Origin of the sequence: Photorhabdus australis DSM 17609, assembly GCF_000711895.1 — a bacterium.
Classification (GTDB): domain Bacteria; phylum Pseudomonadota; class Gammaproteobacteria; order Enterobacterales; family Enterobacteriaceae; genus Photorhabdus; species Photorhabdus australis.
In genome coordinates this window covers 15,105-35,305 of record NZ_JONO01000050.1, presented here as the reverse complement: position 1 = coordinate 35,305, position 20,201 = coordinate 15,105, and the positions used below count along the sequence as shown (strand labels likewise).

15 protein-coding genes and 3 pseudogenes are annotated in these 20,201 nt (G+C 41.8%); 15 read left to right on the top strand and 3 right to left on the bottom strand.

Annotated elements, in window-relative coordinates; all coding sequences use genetic code 11:
* Positions 1–146 precede the first annotated feature (146 nt).
* The 5 genes and pseudogenes from BO26_RS14340 to BO26_RS14320 all read left to right on the top strand — a co-directional run bounded on the left by BO26_RS14340 (position 147) and on the right by BO26_RS14320 (position 3,611).
* Positions 147–485, top strand: coding sequence for a hypothetical protein (locus BO26_RS14340; protein WP_036772446.1), 339 nt, complete (start codon positions 147–149; stop codon positions 483–485).
* Positions 486–540: 55 nt separating this feature from the next.
* Positions 541–873, top strand: a pseudogene (locus BO26_RS24160) (site-specific integrase); the annotation flags it as partial.
* Between the two features lie 78 nt (positions 874–951).
* Positions 952–1,980 (top strand): site-specific tyrosine recombinase XerC, encoded by a 1,029-nt coding sequence (gene xerC, locus BO26_RS14335; protein ID WP_036772458.1) that lies wholly within the window; start codon positions 952–954, stop codon positions 1,978–1,980.
* A 925-nt stretch (positions 1,981–2,905) separates the two neighbouring features.
* Entirely contained in the window at positions 2,906–3,286 is a 381-nt protein-coding gene (locus BO26_RS14325; RefSeq protein WP_201771276.1) for a hypothetical protein, read from the top strand.
* A 1-nt stretch (position 3,287) separates the two neighbouring features.
* On the top strand, positions 3,288–3,611 hold the full coding sequence (locus BO26_RS14320; RefSeq protein WP_036772444.1) for a hypothetical protein: 324 nt from the start codon (positions 3,288–3,290) through the stop codon (positions 3,609–3,611).
* A 68-nt stretch (positions 3,612–3,679) separates the two neighbouring features.
* Here the strand turns inward: BO26_RS14320 and BO26_RS23715 are convergent, their stop codons facing one another.
* Positions 3,680–3,850: a type I toxin-antitoxin system SymE family toxin gene (locus BO26_RS23715; RefSeq protein WP_167332160.1), complete on the bottom strand. Its 171-nt coding sequence runs from the start codon at positions 3,848–3,850 to the stop codon at positions 3,680–3,682.
* Between BO26_RS23715 and BO26_RS22220 the strand changes: the two are divergent.
* Both BO26_RS22220 and BO26_RS14315 read left to right on the top strand, forming a co-directional pair.
* Positions 3,849–4,104: pseudogene (locus BO26_RS22220) on the top strand (integrase core domain-containing protein); the annotation flags it as partial. The gene BO26_RS23715 and the pseudogene BO26_RS22220 sit on opposite strands and share 2 nt — an antisense overlap.
* Before the next feature lie 236 nt (positions 4,105–4,340).
* Complete coding sequence (locus BO26_RS14315; RefSeq protein ID WP_036772451.1) at positions 4,341–4,724, top strand: hypothetical protein; 384 nt, start codon at positions 4,341–4,343, stop codon at positions 4,722–4,724.
* On the opposite strand, the pseudogene BO26_RS24665 reads toward BO26_RS14315, so the two are convergent.
* A pseudogene (locus tag BO26_RS24665) lies at positions 4,697–4,852 on the bottom strand (DUF7706 family protein); the annotation flags it as partial. The gene BO26_RS14315 and the pseudogene BO26_RS24665 sit on opposite strands and share 28 nt — an antisense overlap.
* A 151-nt stretch (positions 4,853–5,003) precedes the next feature.
* Positions 5,004–5,663 (bottom strand): response regulator transcription factor, encoded by a 660-nt coding sequence (locus BO26_RS14310; RefSeq protein WP_036772443.1) that lies wholly within the window; start codon positions 5,661–5,663, stop codon positions 5,004–5,006.
* A gap of 446 nt (positions 5,664–6,109) precedes the next feature.
* Here BO26_RS14310 and BO26_RS14305 point away from each other — a divergent pair, with 446 nt between their 5' ends.
* The 8 genes from BO26_RS14305 to BO26_RS14270 all read left to right on the top strand — a co-directional run bounded on the left by BO26_RS14305 (position 6,110) and on the right by BO26_RS14270 (position 20,154).
* On the top strand, positions 6,110–7,603 hold the full coding sequence (locus BO26_RS14305) for an APC family permease (protein WP_036772442.1): 1,494 nt from the start codon (positions 6,110–6,112) through the stop codon (positions 7,601–7,603).
* Positions 7,578–8,198: a DUF3156 family protein gene (locus BO26_RS14300; RefSeq protein ID WP_036772439.1), complete on the top strand. Its 621-nt coding sequence runs from the start codon at positions 7,578–7,580 to the stop codon at positions 8,196–8,198. Before BO26_RS14305 ends, BO26_RS14300 begins: the two co-directional genes overlap by 26 nt.
* Positions 8,199–8,753: 555 nt before the next feature.
* Entirely contained in the window at positions 8,754–10,199 is a 1,446-nt protein-coding gene (locus tag BO26_RS14295) for a 4-hydroxyphenylacetate 3-hydroxylase family protein (protein ID WP_036772436.1), read from the top strand.
* A gap of 733 nt (positions 10,200–10,932) precedes the next feature.
* Positions 10,933–12,468: an alpha/beta hydrolase-fold protein gene (locus BO26_RS14290; protein WP_236637465.1), complete on the top strand. Its 1,536-nt coding sequence runs from the start codon at positions 10,933–10,935 to the stop codon at positions 12,466–12,468.
* A 105-nt stretch (positions 12,469–12,573) separates the two neighbouring features.
* Positions 12,574–14,016 carry an alkaline phosphatase gene (gene phoA / locus BO26_RS14285; RefSeq protein ID WP_036772433.1) on the top strand — a complete coding sequence of 481 codons (1,443 nt, stop codon included), beginning with the start codon at positions 12,574–12,576 and terminating at the stop codon, positions 14,014–14,016.
* 528 nt (positions 14,017–14,544) lie between these two features.
* Positions 14,545–15,336 (top strand): AttM family quorum-quenching N-acyl homoserine lactonase, encoded by a 792-nt coding sequence (gene attM / locus BO26_RS14280; RefSeq protein ID WP_201771275.1) that lies wholly within the window; start codon positions 14,545–14,547, stop codon positions 15,334–15,336.
* 840 nt (positions 15,337–16,176) lie between these two features.
* Complete coding sequence (locus BO26_RS14275) at positions 16,177–17,991, top strand: carbamoyltransferase family protein (protein ID WP_477707037.1); 1,815 nt, start codon at positions 16,177–16,179, stop codon at positions 17,989–17,991.
* A gap of 30 nt (positions 17,992–18,021) precedes the next feature.
* Complete coding sequence (locus tag BO26_RS14270) at positions 18,022–20,154, top strand: SGNH/GDSL hydrolase family protein (protein ID WP_036772429.1); 2,133 nt, start codon at positions 18,022–18,024, stop codon at positions 20,152–20,154.
* Positions 20,155–20,201 lie beyond the last annotated feature (47 nt).

Genomic DNA, 20,201 nt, shown 5'->3' with positions numbered 1-20,201 from the left:
CACGGTTCCGGCAATAATCAGAAAAAGCCGTCGTACCGTACTGCCCGCTTATCATCGAACCTGAAAACCCGAATAAGAAAACCGGGAATACGACCAACGTAAGTTGGACTGACTGAACCGCAAGTTGCCCCCAAGTTGGGGTCAAGTTGGGCCCAAGTTGGAGGTCGGGAAACCGGCGTCAGACCGCAGCAATACTGGGCGGAATGGCTCGCAAGTTGGGGAAGGTTGAAAAATACGGTTCCGGCAATAATAAGAAAAAGTCGTCGTACCGTACTGCCCGCTTATCATCGAACCTGAAAACCCGAATAAGAAAACCGGGAATACGACCGACGCAAGTTGGACTGACTGAACCGCAAGTTGCCCCCAAGTTGGGGTCAAGTTGGGTCCAAGTTGGAGGCCGGGAAACCGGCTTCAGGCCGCAGCAATACTGGGCGGAACGGCTCGCAAGTTGGGAGAGCCTGAAAAGGACTGTGCCGGCAATATAAGAATCAAGTCATCGTACCGTAGTGACCTCTCACACACTGATAACAACAACACGCTATGTTCCCTACAGGAAATTACATCATGTCATTATCTGCTAAACATCCATCGGCGCCCCTCGGGCTGACCCTGCGCCAGCATCTTGCGGCGTATCTGGATAACCTGCTGTTGCAGGGGCTGAGTCAAAAGAGTCAGACCGCCCGTCATGAACGACTGATGCCGTTCGTCAACTGGTGCGAGGAACAGGGTATCCTGTCCGCCACTCAGGTGACCGGGCCGTTACTGGCAAACTGGCAGCAGTATCTTGCTCAGTATCGTAAGGCCAACGGGCAGCCCTATCCACCGGCCAGTCAGCGCCGACGCCTGCGCGCCTTACGCCAGTGGTTCGACTGGTTGCAGCAACAGCACGCTATCCCGACCAGCCCGGCAGACACGCTGGCCCTGCCGGCCAGAAAAAAACGCCCCTCTGTCATGGAGACCCACGGTCAACCCGACGCCATCCCGGCCCGCTTCGCCACCTTACGCCAGCATCTGGCCGCCTGGCTGGAAGCCGTGCGGGGACAGGGCTTAAGCGAACGGACACAGGCAGCCTATGAAGAGCGGCTGTTGCCGTTCGTCAGCTGGTGCGAAGCGCGCGGGGTGATGACCGCGCCGCAGGTCAGCCTGCTGTTGCTGGAAAGTTACCAGCGCTGGCTGAGAAGCTACCGTAAAGCCGACGGCCAGCCCTACAGCCCGGGCAGTCAGCGAGACCGCCTGAGTGTCTTACGTCAGTGGTTCCGCTGGCTGCTGCAACGTCACCATATCCTGTATAACCCGACGGATAACATGGTATTGCCAAGAGAAGAAAAACGGCTGCCGGCGCAGGTGATGAATGAAGACGAAACCCACACGGTATTAGCCGCAACGGATATCAACACCCCAACCGGGCTGAGAAATCGCGCTATCCTTGAAGTACTATGGAGTACCGGTATCCGGCGGATGGAAGTAGCCAACCTGCTGTTAAGCGAGGTGGACTTCGGGCGCGGCGTGGTGATGGTCAGACAGGGTAAAGGCGGTAAAGACCGGGTGGTGCCCATCGGCGAACAGGCGCTGCACTGGTTAAGTCGCTGGCTCAGTGTTCGGCCCCAGTTAACGCGGCGGGGAGACAGCGGTCACCTGTTTATCACCAAGAAAGGCGGGGGGCTGGCCAGAGGCACGTTAACCCAGATAGCCGCCGACAGCATCCGTAAACAGGCGCAACTGGTTAAACCGGGGGCCTGTCACCTGTTCCGCCACTCCATGGCGACCCAGATGTTAGAGAACGGCGCGGACACGCGGCACATCCAGGCGATACTGGGGCATGAGAAACTGGAAACCACGCAAATCTATACCCGAGTGGCCATCAGCCACTTAAAGAAAGTGCATGAGCAGACCCACCCGGCAGAACGGCAGTCAAAGCAGGCCACGCCAAACGATAAGCAGGTCGATAGCGACAAGCCGGACAGCCCAAAGCCGGCCTGAAACCACAGCGCGGTTGGACAGTTCGAAAGTTAGCAGGTTCTCTGTTAATCGCGTGGGAAAGGTGAAAGGCAGACTGCGCGCGTCCCTGCGCACAGACTGCCTCCCTACCTCCGGCGTGCCCGGCAGTAAATGCCGGCCGCCCGGCGCTGAACATCGGCGTTCTCTGTGACCCTCGTTGCCGGTCAGCCGCCATTCAACATAATGTTGCATTAAGCAACATGGGCCTGAACGGCCCACCTCGCTTAACAAACATTATGTCGGCGCCGCCCACCCATGGGCGCTGCGCGGCCACCTCAACAACGGTGCGCGGCTGGCCGCCGGGTTGAGCTTCTTAGCCCCAGAAGCGCACCGGGCTGCGCCCGCTGCTGTCAGCCACAATGCTAAAACCCACCGCCGCAGTCGCCGCCCTCCCTGGCGGCTCCGGTGCCCAAACCCGCCTGAAGCCATTGTCGGTCAGGCCGTCAAGGTCAACCACCCGGAAGGCAGGCCAGCAGGCTGGCCGCAGTTTATTCCCCCCGCCCCAACCCCGCTGCACTGGCTGCGCGCGGCTCGCACTGCGCTGCACTCCGTTGCTCGTTCCCGTGCTCGCCATCTCCGCCCCGTGCAGCCCCAGAGGGGCTTCCCTGCTGAACAGCTTGACCTGCGGGCTTCGCCAGCCCGCACCCGGCCAACCCGCGTCAGCGGCGCAGGCAAGCTGCCCCGCCGTCGCGGGTTCCCGAGAAAACCCGGTTCGGGCAGACAAAGCGGGGCGAAACCCGATTATGACGTCGGGGGAAAAGTGCGCTAACATCGGCAAAGTGCACATCGGGGTTTTGGGTTCACGGCGGTAAGTGCGGTGGGACAAAGTGGCTCTTTAACAGGTTGTTATTAAAGAAAAAATCCCGGTCAAAAAGTATGGTCGTGTCGGGATAGTCCCTAAGATCCGATGGGGCTGGCAGGGGGCCTGAACTTATATACCTATGCCCCTAATCCGATGAGTTGGATCGATCCACTGGGCTTAGCAAAGCGGATCTATGAAGATGCTCCTTATCACGGTAAAACTGATAATGCAGTAAAAAGCAAGGCTCCGGTACATGGCCAGACGGCACTAGATAACTCAGTTCAAGTGAAGCCTACTTCACCTCGTAGAGTTGGTGTAGATGCAAAAAACAATGAAATTGTAGTAATGGATAAGACGCGAACATTATCCAATGGTGATGAATTATTCCACGGTCATGTTAGAGACTGGGATGCGTTACATACTGATCAACAAGCCGCATTGAGAAAAGCCGGAAAAGTTAACAAGAAAGGGAAGATAACGTGCTGATATGAAAGAATACTCTAAACCTGAATTAGAGTTATTATTTAACTCTGATGATACTCAAATAGTAACGGATGCCATTTTGTATTCAACATTCAATATTGATGATTACGAATGGATTCAAGAAAAATGTTTGCAGCTACTTAATAATAGCGATGAAGATATCGCTGGTTTGGCAATTACATGTTTGGGACATATAGCACGTATTTATTCCAAAATTAATGAGTCCAAAGTTATTCCCGCATTACAACAAAAAGCAACATATCCATGCTTCGCTGGCCGTGTAGAAGATGCTCTGGATGATATAAATATGTTTGCTCTAAAAGAATAAGTGAAAAGCCGGAAAGATCTCATGATCTTCCGGCTTTTTTCTTTTTTAGAGCCGCTCAGTCCCTGCCCTTAGTTGCTGTTGTAGTCGCCAATCAGTTCCCGCATTCGCAGCTTAATGTCACTGAGCTGATCCTGCTGTCGCTGGTACTGTTGCTTGATGGTGCGGGTGTCGTCAGTATCAGGGATCAGCACCAGACAGCCGTCCATCACCTTCACCGTAATCTGGCCGCCAGTATTCATCAAACAAAGCCTGAGTCGGCGGGGAAATTGCTGGGATAACAGCCCGATGGAACGTTTTTTCAGGAGTTTAAAAAGTGAATGGGTTCCTTTGGCGGGATATGCCAATTTTGGGGAGGCTTACCATTCTATTATCCAATACATAACGGGTTATTACCAGCCAGCTTCGCCCTCACTGGTATAACAATGGGTTAACGCCCAATGAATCAGAACGATTATTTTGGCAAAATGCTAAGTCAGTGACCAATTTTTATTGACCACTTCAATCCTTGGGGATGGAGTTTTCTTGAAATTGTTGGTGATGCGACCCAAACAACTGGAAAGAAATTTCAAGGGGCTGAAATTTATAAATTTACAAACAAAGTAAAAGTTGAAGGTGTAGCTTTTAAGAAAAATGATTATTTTTATTTAGATAATCTTCACAAAGATCACTACGAGACATTTTCATCATTGGATAAGTCCAAAGGAGTGTTCAATTTAGATGGCTCCTATAATGAGAAAAAATCAATTAAAGCAGCAAAAAGAAAAGGGCCAGGTTGCTGATATGAATGAGAATATTAAACTTCATCTTCTAGAAAATAAGGATGATTTAATTGAGGGAACATTTTATTACTCATTATTTGAAGAATCCATTTTTTGCTCGAATTTGATGACGGAATTTATTGAAATTGCTGAATTTTTCTTGAGTTATAATAATGATCTTGAAATTAAACAATTATTAGAATGGGTTATTAGTTGCATTGAACAATGTTTTCTATCTCATCATGATGAGAATGATTATTACTATATAAAGAATTATTCAATAGATATAGAAAATAAATGGAAAGATATATGGAAACCAAAACTTGATTATTTACTTGATATAAAGAGAAGTTGATTTAAATAAAATTTTAAACCGGAAGCTCTGCTATATCTTCCGGTCTTATTTGTGATCCATCGAGGCGAATAGCCACAGTAAGCCAGCGCCGACTGGAGCTTACCGATGGCCTCCTTAGTTTGATATGCACCCTCATCTGACTTTTATTTGCATAACCATTTTGATTGTACATGTAAAGCTATCCATGACAGACCTCTTATTTAAACTAGCTCAATCCATTGCATTTTGGAAAGCTATTTAGCCATGTTATTTTTATATATAATTTATAACATCTGCCAATCACTGGTGCCGGGTAATAAATCCATTGGAAACCAGTTCGGTACGATTAGTCACTTTAGTTTTGATGAAGATATTGCGTAAATGGGTTTTGACGGTAGACAGGGAAATATTGAGTACTTGTGCAATACGCTTATTACTCGATCCAGCCCTTACCAAATTAATAATTTCTTGCTCTTTAGCTGTCAGAATAGTTGGTGTTTCAGGAAGTAGGTCTCTAGTGGCTAATTCAATTAATGGCAGGATAGTACTGAGGCGATTAAAATCTTTTGGTGTAAATGACGTATCTCTTAATAAAGAAACACCAGCAATAATTCGGTTGTGCTGGCGGATAAATATTTCTGCAATGTCTTGTATGTTATTTGGTAGCATGAATTCATAGTAGTATTTATTATTTTTGGTCAGTGTACTTTGAACCATGCCAACTATATTAATATCATTTTGTTGATAATTGGCCGGCTTGAGTGGATCTAAATGCTGAAAATATGCCAGATAATTCTTGTGTGTTTCATCTGAAATACCATACAGAATGTAGTTCTCAGGGCGTAACTTATCGTTCACCAGATAGAATGCTGCGGCTGAGATAGGAACTAAATGAGCAATAGTGTTCAGGCAACTGTAGATTAACGTATTTTCACGGCTGGTTGAGGGTAAGGTAAACAAGAACGTTCTCTCTTAGAATAGTATCTAATTGGGTAAGTTAATATTGATGATTAATAAAAGGGTAATTAAAGTGTGAAATTAACACAAAAAAAACATATTAATAACGTGACATAGATTGCAATAAATAAAATTTTATAAGGTGATAGTTACTGATTAAAAACACTATTTTGGTACATTTCTGAAGTGATTTTTTAATGTGTTAATCAGTTGGTGTGTTTTTTTATTGTTTGATATTTAAGTGGTTATGTTTTTCATTCTCTATTTTCTGGTATTTTTAGCGATATTTTTTACACCATTAACCTCCCTTTAGATATCGTCCTTTAGGACGATGGCCGGTATTCATCTTCACTTTCTATAGTGTATTTATCACTAATGAAATTTACAAAAAATTCATACATGAATAGTTGTTAACGTTATTTTTATTGCCGGAATACAGAGGGAAAATGATGAATATGTCAACGCGACTGACTTCGCATATTGAAAAGGGTGTGGTGGGATTTCCTACTACACTAGCAAGTTCCGTCGGGGTAATTATGGCAAGCCCGGTTATTCTGACTGTAACAAGTGGTTTTGGTATTGGTGGTGATACTTTCGTACTGGCAATGCTGATCAGCTTTGTCATGATGCAGGCTCAAGTGACAACTTTTTCCGAAGCGGCAGCTATTTTGCCGACATCTGGTTCTGTCTATGATTATATTTCTTGTGGAATGGGGCGGTTTTGGGCGATTACCGGTGCGCTTTCGGCTTATTTAATTGTCCATATTTTTGCTGGTACGGCAGAAACTATCCTGTCTGGCATTATGGCATTAGTTAATTTTGACAGCCTTAATACGGTGATGGAAAGTAATAATACTTCATGGATGGTGGGGGTTGGGCTGGTTATTACTTTCGGATTATTGAATGCGTTGGGCATTGAAGCATTTAGTAAAGTTGAAATTGTACTGACGTTCTGTATGTGGAGTACTTTGGTTATTTTCAGTATTTGCGGGTTATTGATGCCGTTTGCTGTGCCGTTGGAGGGTTGGTTTGGTGACGAGCTTAATCTGAGCGATCCACTCGCTGTACTGAGTCTGGTGGGTATGGCGATGTTTATGTTTGTTGGTTGTGAGCTGGTTACGCCAATGGCCCCTGAAATTAAAAATTCTGCCAAAGTGATTCCGCGGGCAATGATGATGGGTTTGTGTGGTGTGGCTTTCTGTATGGGGTTATATGGAGCAGCAATCAGTCATCAGGTAGAAAATGTGCTGGTCGATGTAGAAAATAATGTTCGTTTGTTGGAAACACCGATGGCAATACCTGCGTTTGCAGGTCAGGTGATGGGAGATTTTGGTAAGTATTGGATTGGTATCGGGTTATTACTGGCAGGGGCTGCTACGATTAATACTTTGATGGCTGCGGTACCACGTATTCTTTACGGTATGGCATTGGATGGCGCATTGCCGCGTATTTTTGCTTATTTGCATCCACGTTTTAAAACACCAATATTTGGGATTTTGGTTGCGGTAATGATCCCCTGTTTACATGCCTTTATTATTCAAGGTGATTTGAATCGGATTATGCCTTTAGTTCTGGCGGCCGTATGTGCCTGGTGTGTGGCCTATTTACTGGTGACGTGTTCAGTAATATTGCTGCGTATCCGCAGACCTGATTTACATCGTGCTTATAAATCACCGTTTTTCCCATTGCCTCAGATTATCTCCAGTGTGGGTATTATTTTGGCGATTATTCACATCACACCTCCGGGAATGAATCCCGGTGATGTGTATATTCCATTCGCTATTATGCTGGGTCTAACAGCCAGTTATGCCCTGTTTTGGACGCTATGTGTACAACGTGTGAATCCGTTTAAACCAGTACCCGTCGAGCAGGTGCTTTCTCATACTTTTACTAAGGGTGAATTGTCGGAGGTGCAACTTGAGCCACTTCGTTCCATTAATTGATGGTATTTGGCGGCGGTTGAGTAAACCCCGTCATCCTTCTGGTTATCAGGCTGGTATGACTCTAAACTGGTTGCAACAGAATTTGTCGCCCTACTGTTGTGAGCGTTTATCCGCAGAAAGTTTGCAGATTACGTTACCTGATGGCTTGCAGGTTGACGTTTATGAAAAGCCGAAAGCACTGTTTTTGGCTTATATTGTTAGCTGCTGTTTCCGTTTGCAGGGAATCACTTCATTTAAGGAAAAAATAGTTATTAAAGCCAAAGTGAAAGGAATACTTCGGCGAAAGGCAGTGATTTATTATTGTTGTCACGGTGCAGAGTTTGGACAACATATTATTGATTTACTTAATCAGTATCCTTTGATTGGTGAAACGTTAGCAGAGCTGGATTTTCGGCATCTCACATTAAGTATTCATCAGGGGCAATGGCAGTTTGAAGTGGAGCATTTTGCAGCGTCTGAGGTCGTCAGTCGATTACCAGCCAGTCGTCGTTATTTGCGTTTGAGTTCTGAGCAGCGCTATTTATTGCTCAGTACCTTGCTGATGTTTAGTCAGTTAATAAGTAAGTTAGATGGAGAAACAGTAAGATATGTATAATTCTTGTTTATTTTAAAATAGAAACCACCACCGATATTTATTCAGAAATCGGTGGTTATGTGAATGAAATAAATATTCAGATTGTGACGGGGTTTCTTGCTGAATTTAAAGGAGTTATAAGCCGATAAATATTTACCAATCAGAAGTGAGAGTATCTTTTTGTAGTAAATTCGATGAATAATATGATTATGTGTAAGGTTACAGTAGATATCACGAATATTTAAGAAGATTTATTAAAATTTTTATGAAGTCATTGTTGTTAAATATATACTATAATATATTGAAAATAATATCTTCAGGAAAGTTTAAATAGTAATTATAATATCATGACTTTACCATATAAAAGTCATTTATTTATTAAAATGACTACCAGGTTATATCGTTAAAAAGCTGTTACACTATTTTAGTGATATACAGATGTATCGGAAACATACTGGTTCCTTGTGGGAATCATTTTCGTTGTGTATTGGTTGTATGGAGTTAAATGTTTCTATTTTTTTAGACCTTTGAAGATCGATTTACCTAAAGTCAATCCCGTTTCGGAGGAAGTCATTAATGTCTAGAACAGGTGAGGAATATATTGAAAGCCTGCGTGATGGAAGAACTGTTTTTTTGAATGGAGAAAAGATCACTAATCACGTGGATCACCCAGCTTTTCGGAATGCAATCAGGACGGTAGCTTCACTTTATGATTATCAGGCAGAACATGCTGATCGGATGACGTTTGAAATCCCTGGTGGTAAGAATGTCGGTTTAAGTTGGGAACTTCCTGATACTCGAGAGAAATTAATTGCCAGAGGAGAGGCTTCGTATGCTTGGGCAATGCAGAGTTGTGGTTGGTTAGGTAGAAGCCCGGATCACGTTGCTTCTGCTCTTGCTGGAATGATCACTCACCTGGAAGTATTTGAGGAATACTCCAGGGACAGGGCCGAGGCGTTAAAAAACTATTATTTATATGCCCGTGATAAAGATATTTATTTGACTTTCACATTAGTCAATCCACAGGGTGATAGAGCTAAGACGCCCAGTGAGCATGTAAAAAATGTATTTCATACTCTTCGTGTACTGGAGGAAAAACCGCAAGGAATCATTGTTCGTGGGGCAAAGATGTTAGGGACAGCAGCAGTCCTTGCAGAAGAAGTTTTTGTTGGTGTGTTCAATCCACTTAAGGAGTTTGTGGATGATCAATATGCTTTATCTTTTGCGTTGCCTTTGAATACTAAAGGAATAAAAACGCTTTCCAGAAAGTCCTATGAAATAGGAAGCAATAAATTTGATTCCCCTTTATCGCATCAATTTGACGAAAATGATGCTGTGGTTTATTTCGACGATGTTTTCGTTCCGTGGGAAAGAGTTTTTGTTTATAAAAATACGGGTATGTGTCGCAGACAATTTCAGGCAACTGCTGCTGATGTTTTAATGGATATTCAAGGCATGGCCCGATATGCAGTTAAGCTGCATTTCTTATCGGGTTTGGCTCATCAGCTTACCGAAGCCATAGGCACCAATGAGTTTCCTGCTGTTCGTGAGTCGTTAGCTGAGCTTGCTTGTCATGCCACTAATATGGAAGGACTCTTTCGTGGTTTGCTTCATAACCCAGTTCGATATAATGAATACTATATTCCCAATCGATTACAACTATATGCTTGTCAGGTTGTGCTGCAATCAATTTATCCAAAGATCATGGAAAATATCAGAAAACTTTCAGGTGGTGGTGTGATTATGCTACCGTCAAACTATGTTGACTTCGCAAATCCAGAAATCAGAGGATTAATAGAAAAAACGCAATATTCAACTTTATTGGAACCTATTGAACGCGTGAAGTTGCTGAAATTAGTATGGGATGCCATTGGTTCTGAGTTTGCATCGCGCCATACTCAATATGAAATGTTCTATTCAGGAGCGCATTTTATGGCTTTGTCTCGTGTTTATGAACAATATGATTGGGATTTTGCTAAGAGTATGAGTAGAGGGATTTTAGATTCTATTGACATCAATTAGATTCTGTATCTAATTTCGAATTAATTAACAATCTATACCCAATAGATTTCAAGTTGCAGAGCGGCAGCAAGAGAATGCATCCCCAGGAGCATAGATAACTATGTGACTGGGGTAAGTGAACGCAGCCAACAAAGCAGCAGCTTGAAAGATGAAGGGTATAGATAACGATGTGACCGGGGTGAGTGAGTGCAGCCAACAAAGAGGCAACTTGAAAGATAACAGGTATATACCCGTAATCATTGAAGATGCTTGATTTTATCCGGAATGGAGATCATTATCCTCGCTATGAAAATATTTATTACATCAGAACAAAAAATCAAACTTGAGCGTCTTCACGACACCACTCGCAGAGGAATAATTTTACCGAGATCATATCAACGCGTTAGATTCTTTTTATACACATCCATAGATTATTTCGTTCCGTTAGAGAATAGTTTATTTTAAATATTTTAACATGTTTGTATTTTATAAATAAAATTAATATGCAATTTATTCTATTGTTAATAGTATTTATACTCAAGACACTTCAAAGTGCATGTTTGAAAAACGATTATGTTGTTGAATTTAAATATTTTTACGTCTGGCAGCTCAAGCATCTTGAAGTTCATTAGGTATATCCTTATTATTAAATAAGGATTTGATACATAATTCTGTGTGGGAAATGGTTGAAGATCTGTAGTTAAAGATATATAAAGATAAGAAAATGGAAAAGAATATAGAGATATATGCTCTTATGAATTCTTTCAATGTATTTGTATCTGAGTATTATCAGATAAAATCCACAGAAAATCCGCAAGTAGTAACAGGGAATTTTAATTCACAGGGAATGGCTTGTATCGAATTTAATATTCAGGCTGAACATTATGTGCGTGGCGTTGTATTTGGCATGCAGAAATTAGTGGTTCAGAAGGATGGGCAACAACATATACGTACACTTTTCACTGATAGTCCGATAGATGCTCACCAGTCAATTGCATTTACCGTTCCTCAGGCTGGAAAATACCGGTTAGTGGCCAAGGGCAAGGCAGGAGGATTATGGCAGCTTACGCTATCATTTCCAGTTTATATTCCCAGGGATAATGATTACGGACAGCAACCAGAAAGTCCGCGCTTAAAGCAGCTGCAAGCTGAAGTGACAGCAGGAAAAGGAACCGAAGCTTTCTGGCAGGAGATTACCCATAATGGGGCGCCATTGCTTGAAAACTATGATAGCAAAAATAAACGTGTGACTTTCCTGTGGCGTGGAGCAAAAGCCAATGTTTTTATTTTTGGTGCACCGAGTCATGAGCATGATCCTATGTCACGTTTGGCAGACACTGATGTCTGGTTTCGTAGTTATATCATTCCGTCAGATACCTTGATGCAATATAAATTAGCACCAGATCTACCGCTAGTTGAAGGCACTGTTGATGAGCAACGCAGGTCGATTCTGATTACGGCTCAGGCTGATCCATTGAATAAAAATGTGGTACCAGAGGTGTCGGAAGATGTGTTTAACCACGATTCATTGCTGGCGTTAAGGCCGGTTTTGTGTGATATCGTACGCTTAAAACAATTACCTTTTCAAGGTAATACTAAGGTTTGTCAGTTTGAGAGTAAGATTCTGGGGAATTGTCGGGAAATTTCTATTTATCAACCAGTTATGCTGATGAAACAGCCAGCCATGTTGGTGCTGTTTGACGGGGTGATTTACCGTAAACAGTATTATATCGATAGATTTTTTGATTCCTTGATTGAAGAGGACAAGATCCCACCAATGTATGTGGTGTTTGTTGATAGTCTGGATAATGTACGCCGGGGGCAAGAGCTACCACCCAATCCTGATTTCGCTGCATTTATGGCTAATGAGTTGATGCCGTGGCTGGCTACGCAGGGTATTAAAGCGCCAGCAGAACATACTATCATCTCAGGTTCTAGTTATGGTGGGCTGGCATCTTCGTGGGTTGCATTTAACCATCCTGAATTGTTTGGTAATGTTCTGAGTATGTCTGGTTCATATTGGTGGGCGCCTAAGGGAGAAGCACCCGAATGGTTAATTCGTGAGTTTGCCAAAGCGGAGAAAAAACCGCTTCGTTTTTATTTACAAGCAGGGTTGCTTGAAGCTCGGAATGGATTAAAGAGCATTCTGCATAACAACCGTCATCTGAAAGAAACCTTATTGCGGAAAGGTTATCCGGTTGAATCCAGCGAAATTTCCAGTGGTCACAATTATATTTCATGGTGTGAGACGTTGTATTACGGAACACGGTCATTAGTAGCAAAGTGGTAAATTGGGTGTATTTTTTTCACATAATTGTCACATAGTTTGTTTAGTATCCCTTTTAGTCGATAACGCTAGTTTTTATTCCGATCGCTTGTTAACAAGGAAACATAAATGTTGAAAAAATACACAAAAAATTTGATGGCAGTCATGATCTCAGCCTTAATTTCAGGGGGCAGCTTACCGGTGCTGGCGGTTAGTGATCAGGGGGCGAACCAGATTATGGTGGAAGGGCGTGCGGTAAAAGGCAATATTACTGAATTTGGCGGTGCTCGTCGTATGACTCACAATCAGGTTGAGGAATTGAAGGCGGCAATTAATAACAATAAAGCTAAAAATGTTATTTTGTTTATTGGTGATGGGATGGGTGATTCTGAAATTACTATCGCCCGTAACTATGCAGAAGGTGCTGGTGGGTTTTTCAAAGGCATTGATGCCTTGCCGTTTACTGGCCAATATACACACTATTCTCTTGATAAAAAGACTCATAAACCTAACTATGTTACTGATTCCGCCGCTTCTGCTACCGCCTGGGCTACTGGCATAAAAACCTATAATGGTGCATTGGCTGTTGATGTATTTGGTAAAGATCACCAAACCTTGCTTGAGCTGGCAAAGGCGAATGGCAAAGGGACAGGTAATGTCACAACGGCTAGAGTGCAGGATGCTACACCAGCTGCACAGTATGCGCATGTGACCGACCGCGGTTGTTATGGTCCGAAAGAGACGACAGAAAAATGTCCGACGAATGCATTGGAAAATGATGGGCGAGGTTCTATCACAGAGCAGCTGTTAGTAGCTCGTGCTGATGTGACATTAGGTGGGGGTGCTAAGGTTTTCACCCAGAAATCGATGGCTGGAGATGGTAAAGGTAGGACGCTGGAAGAGCAGGCACAAGAGCAGGGTTACCAGCTGGTAAGAGATGCTAAGTCACTGGCATCAATTACTGAAGCAGATCAGAAAAAACCGCTATTGGGTCTGTTCCATGAAGGTAATATGGATATTGCTTGGGAAGGGCCTAAAGCGGTTTATCACGGTAATATTGATAACCCTCCTGTGAGTTGTAAAGTGAACTCTAAACGGAATCCTAATGCGCCAACTTTGGCACAGATGACAGAGAAAGCTATCGATCTGTTGGAAGAAAATAAGAATGGTTTCTTCCTGCAAGTAGAAAGTGCTTCTATTGATAAGCAGGATCACAAAGCTAACCCTTGTGGGCAGATTGGTGAAACCGTTGCATTGGATGAAGCGGTTCAAGTTGGCTTGAAGTATGCGCGTGAGCACGGTGATACATTAGTGATTGTCACGGCTGATCATGCTCATTCTAGCCAGATTATTGAAGCGGGTGTGAAGTCTCCAGGACTGACTCAAGCATTGATTACCAAAGATGGTTCAGTGATGGCAGTGAGTTACGGTGATTCTGAGGGGGAAGAGCAGGAACATACAGGGACTCAGCTCCGCGTTGCTGCTTATGGCCCTCAGGCTGCGAATGTTGTTGGTTTGACTGACCAGACAGATCTCTATTTTACTATACGTCGTGCGATGGAATTAGAGTGATTTTTGCCAGATGATGTTTTGAGTAGTGAAGATTGGGAATAAGATTTTTTTATACCTGCCCGTTAGTCAGATTTTTTGATTAGCGGGCAAACTTATGTACAAACCTTAAATTTAATATCGCAGTCCCTGCCTGGGCATTTATATCCAGCTATACATGGTTTTGTTATTTGGGCTTGTAACTATACTCTATGGATTTCAAGATGCATCGCGACGGCAAGGGAGCATATACCCAATAGATTTCAAGTTGCAGAGCGGCGGCAAGAGAACGCCTCCCCAGGAGCATAGATAACTAGGTGACTGGGGTAAGTGAACGCAGCCAACAAAGCAGCAGCTTGAAAGATGAAGGGTATAAGCGTATTGAGAGAGTTGACTGGTTGAATCAATAGGTTATTTGTTGATGTCAAGAAATAGACGCGTTTGTTAATGAACAGTCTGGTAGAGGCCAAAGAAATTGACGAGTTATCTTCCATCAGCAAGCCTTCTACCCCCTAATACCCTACAAATCCGATAAATAAGGTTAACATTATTATGTCAGACATTCGTTTATATATGCTGCAAACCGGATCTATCAAATGTAAGGTTCACAATATTAAGATGAATCAGGGGAATGGCGCCGATTATGAAATTCCGATTCCGTTTTTTTTACTCACGCATCCCAAGGGTCATACGCTGATTGACGGCGGTAATGCGGTTGAAACCGCAACCGATCCTAAAGGCTATTGGGGAACTATCGCAAAAATTTACTGGCCGGTAATGCGTGAAGATGAAGGCTGTGTAGCGCAAGTGAAAAAACTGGGGATTGATCCCGCAGATATCCGCTATGTGGTGCAATCCCATCTTCATCTCGATCACACTGGTGCAATAGGACGCTTCCCTAATGCGACGCATATTGTACAACGACGTGAATATGAATATGCCTACACGCCTGATTGGTTTGCTGCTGGTGGCTATATTCGCAAGGATTTTGATCGTCAGGGGTTGAAGTGGGAATTTCTGGATGGGGAACGCAATGATTTGTTTGATGTCTACGGAGACGGAATTTTAAAAACGATATTTACTCCTGGGCATTCGCCAGGACACCAATCATTACTGATCACTTTGCCGAACAGTGGCAGCTTATTGCTAACGATTGATGCTGCTTATACTCTCGATCATTGGGAAGAACGTGCATTGCCTGGGTTCCTCACTTCTACCGTTGAAACTGTACGTTCGGTACAAAAGTTACGGTATTTAGCCGAACGCACGAGTGCGATTGTGGTAACGGGGCATGATCCGGATATCTGGCCAACATTTCGTAAAGCACCTGAGTATTATGATTGAACCGAATCCGTCAATATTGGTATTTTGTATACTCAATAGATTTCAAGATGTATCGCAACGGCAAGGGAGCGGATCCCCGGGCGCATAGATAACGATGTGACCGGGGTGAGTGCAGCCAACAAAGAGGCAATTTGAAAGATAACAGGTATAAACCAGATTCTGTCACTCAATATAGAGAAAAGGAACATTTCCAAAAATAGCCAGAGAGTGAAAGTATTATTTAATCCAAAAAGCCCACGTTAAAGTGGGTTTATTATGTGCTTTCAGTCATTAAACTGCTTGAATGACCACTTAATATTGGTCTGCTCATTATTTCACATAGAAATTCACTTGATTTATTTAACTAATCATTTTTGTGATTATTAATCTGTTTACAAATAAGGAGTTAATATTAATTTATTGAAGAAGAGCATCTTTTATTTTATGTAAAGTGAAGAGATAAATGGTGATGATTTATAATTTTTTGTTTTAATAATGATCACAAAATTGACTCAACAAGGCTTACATTTTTAGCATAAGAATGATATTGTTCAATAAAAATAATTATAATTATCAGATGATAAATTTCAAATAAATATTATATAAAGTGAAAAATTAGAAGTTATTTTTATTGTGAAATCAATTATATAAATAAATTTATATAATCGAATTTATTATTCGTTCTTATAATTACATTTGAGCGTGTTAATAGTCTTAATATCTTAATAAATAGAGGTTAAATGAGTATTGATATGTTGTAGCATGTTATTGTTTTTTAATAAAAGTATTTTGTTAATATTGCAATCGATAAATGGAAATAAGATATGTGATTTACTTTAGAATAATAAATGGTAACGCGATTTGTATTTATTCTTAAATCCAACAAAAATAGGGTATAACGCTATGAATATAATAGGTATCTCTGCAAATTTCCATGATTCCTCCTGTGCGCTAATCAGTGATGGTCAATTAGTAGCAGCTGTTTCAGAAGAGCGATTTTCTAGACTTAAAAATGATTCTAGATTACCAATTAGAGCTTTCAGGTATTGTTTAGAAGAGGGCGGGATTGATATTACTGATGTTGACTGCGTCGCTTATTATGAGAATCCGTATAAAAAGCTGTCCAGGCAACTCGCTTCCAATTTTAACTTTTCTGCTACCGATGGCCTTCATTGGTTGGATTGTCACAAGCCATTTCGTGATATCACTGAAATATTAGGGTATGAGAAAGAGATTAAATTTTACGATCATCATATGGCTCATGCCGCCGGGAGTTATCTATTTTCTGGTTTTACCGACGCCGCTATATTAACTTCCGACGGTGTAGGTGAATGGGAAACATCTACTTTTGGTTATGCGCAAGGCGATAGTATTAATTTATTCGAGAGAATCGAATATCCCAATTCAGTCGGTCTCTTTTATAGCTCTATTACTAACTACCTGGGATTTAAAGTACTCAGTGGTGAATATAAAGTCATGGGATTGGCACCTTATGGTAAGCCAATATATACCGATAAGTTGCGAGAAATGTTCAGCATGGAAAATAAGTTCAGTTTTAAACTGAATATGCAATTTTTTGACTTTAGCCAAATGAATCGAATGTATACGGATGCTTTTATCGACTTGATTGGCTTTCCTCCAAGAGAGAAAGAATCTGTGATGCTGCAACATCATATGGATTTAGCGAAAAGTTTGCAGGTTGTGCTGGAAGAGATTCTCATCAAGCAAGTTCGTGCTCTGCGGGAAAAAGTCGATTCCATAAATTTATGCTTATCAGGTGGTGTGGCACTAAACTGTGTTGCCACCCATGCTATCCGTAAGACAGGTCTATTTAATAATATTTTTATTCCTCCGGCTGCTGGAGATTCTGGTTCTGCCTTGGGTGCAGCTGCATTGGCTCATATTGAGATAACGGGAAAACGACACAGTAACGAACCATTTACAAATCCTTATCTTGGTCCGAAGTTTAATAATGAAAATATATTGGAAATGCTAACTTTAATGGAGATTGAAGCTCTAGATTTCCGGGAAGATAGAGAAAGTTTTGAGCAAACTATTGTTGAAATGCTGACTAATGGCAAAGTCATTGGCTGGTTTCAAGGACGGATGGAATTTGGCCCGCGAGCTTTAGGAGCAAGAAGTATTATTGCTGATCCCAGAGATCCTTCTATGCGAGATCGGCTAAATGCCTTAGTTAAAAAGAGAGAAGGATTTAGGCCATTTGCACCAGCTATCTTAGAAGAGGAAGCGGCAAATCATATTGAATTATCAATCCCAACCCCATTCATGCTTGAAACTTGTCAGGTAACGTCCGATTTAAGTTTACCCGCAATTACTCATATTGATGGTTCCTGCCGACCGCAAACAGTTACCGCTGATACGAATCCAAAATTTCATTCTTTACTGAAGGCGTTTTATAACGCAACGAATTGCCCAATGTTAGTGAATACCTCTTTTAATGTTAGGGGAGAGCCCATCGTTTGTACTCCACTCGATGCGATAAGGTGTTTCGGCAATTCAGGCATTGATGTTTTGGTATTGGAAGATTTCATTATTGATCGCTCTATGCTTTCTGAAGCATTTTCTGAGATGGCTGCAAGAGAATTTAGCCTTATTAAAGCACCAAATGATCTATTTACCGGGCAAGCTATAGAAGCTATTTATACTTTTATCTAGCATAAACCTAAGTGCTTAGGAAAAAATAATATGAATAAATCTAACGTTAATACTGAAAAGTTAGCAACGTTTCTTTCTGATAATAAAGAAGATGCTTTGGAAGTGATGCGATTAGCTCAGATCTATTTAATGAGTGAAGATCAAAACAACAACGATGCTAAATTTTTTAATAATATTCCTGCATGCAGTGAAAATATTGATGGATATACGGCTATCGGGACATGGCATCCGGCGAAAATTGATGGTGAAATTACTTTTGTCAGACGTGAGCAATCTGACTCCATTTTTTGGGAAAGTTCACGACAGCAACTGACGGTGAATAAAGCAAAAAATGTGAAAAGGGTATGCTTTATCGGTGAGTCTGTCGCGCTTGGCATGCTTTTCTCTCCTCATACTACGCCAGCCAAGACATTATCATATTTATTGAATCAGCATACTGATATCGAATGGGAAGTTATCGATCTTGCAAAAAGTAGCATGAATGCAGGTGGGTTATTGGAAACTTGTCAGGCAAGCTTACAATTACAACCGGATTATGTAGTTATCCTTGCGGGTAATAACTGGTTTGGGGATGTGTTATTTGGACATAATCCACCATTGGAAAGACGCAAAGGTTATGCCAATATACTTGCAAACTCAGGTCCTAATGGAATGGCGGTTGAATATAAGGAAAAGTTGGAAAAGAATACCGAAATATTGATAAATAGAATTGATGCAATGTCTAAGGAAAGCGGTATTGAATTTATTTTTGCTTTACCGGCAGCCAATTATGTAGATTGGGAACGGAAAACGCCACTTCATTGGCTGGGGAATGGCAAAACCGCTGAGTGGTATGAACTATATCGCCATGCATCACAAGCAATAATGAGTGGGCAGTATGTTGAAGCTTTAGAATTGGGTTTGAGCATGATCGGTATTGATGGTGGCACTGCAGCGACTTCTAACCGTATTGTGGCTAATAGCTTGATTGCGTTAAATCGCGCTGAAGAAGCTAAGCCATATTTAGACGCAGAATGCAGTTATGCGTTAATGTATGATCTTGTCACACCACTTCCAAGTACTCCCTCATTTGTTAAAGAGCGTATTCTCCAACAAAGCGTTGGCATCAAAATTATTGATCTAGAATATTATTTCGCTAAGTATTTGGGGACGAGTCTGTTAGATGATTCACTTTTTGTTGATTACTGCCATATGACACCGGAAGGTTTCAAAATTGCGATGTCTTCTGTAGCAGAATGGCTAATTAATCATGGAAGAGATAAGTCAGATGTAAATTGGGAGGTAATGGCAAGAGAAAACATTGATTTAAATGTCTCTTCATATGATTTAGCTGTTTCTTATTTTTATACTGCGTTATACAACAGTCATATCAATCGACCGATTGATGAAGTCGCGGAAAGAGGACGAGTAGTTAAGTTATTTGATAAAGCTGTGCAATACTCAGCTGAAATATTGGATGTTATGGAGCTTTATATTAAAGCCAGAAGTTGTGAGAAAGGAGCAGGATTTAGCCTAAGTCGAGCAGGGCAAAAGCTACTTGAACTTGTTAATTCTCCGCACGATTTTTATATTGCTCAAACATCACCAGGCGCAGATGCACAAACGATTGATGCAATCTGTGAAATACTTAATAAGTACGGTCGTCAGGGTCATGTGTTGAAAGAATATTATCAAAAGAGTTATATTGACCAGCTTAAATACGGCGTAGATTTGACTGAGCCTCAATATATTGAGCGGGCTAGTGCGGTTATTAGAGTTTCCGCAGAGCTTGAATTAAATACGCGAAGAAACGTTCCATATTTTAAATCATGGTGGCCAACATCATCGTTTACGCTGATCACGAATGGTAATTGTGATTTAAATATGGCAGTTACCAGCAGAGTTAAGAAATATATCGAAAAGAGTAAAGTCAGGATTTTAATTAACGGTGAATTGCTTGAAGAAATGGAGCCATCATCGGAATGGTCTCATCGTCAACTAATAGTTCCTGGTTCTCTTACTAAACCGGGATTCAATACAATTACTTTGGAGTGGCCTAAATTAGCACAGGATGAAAAAGAGGAAGTGTTGAATATATCATCTCGATATAATAAAGGTTTAAAGGCAGAAATATTTCCAGTTTTTGGTGAATTATTCTCATTAAAGGTCTCTTATTCAGAATAGGTTGGTTTTATAATATCTGTTTGATCTGCCTCCATTGCTATTTAGTG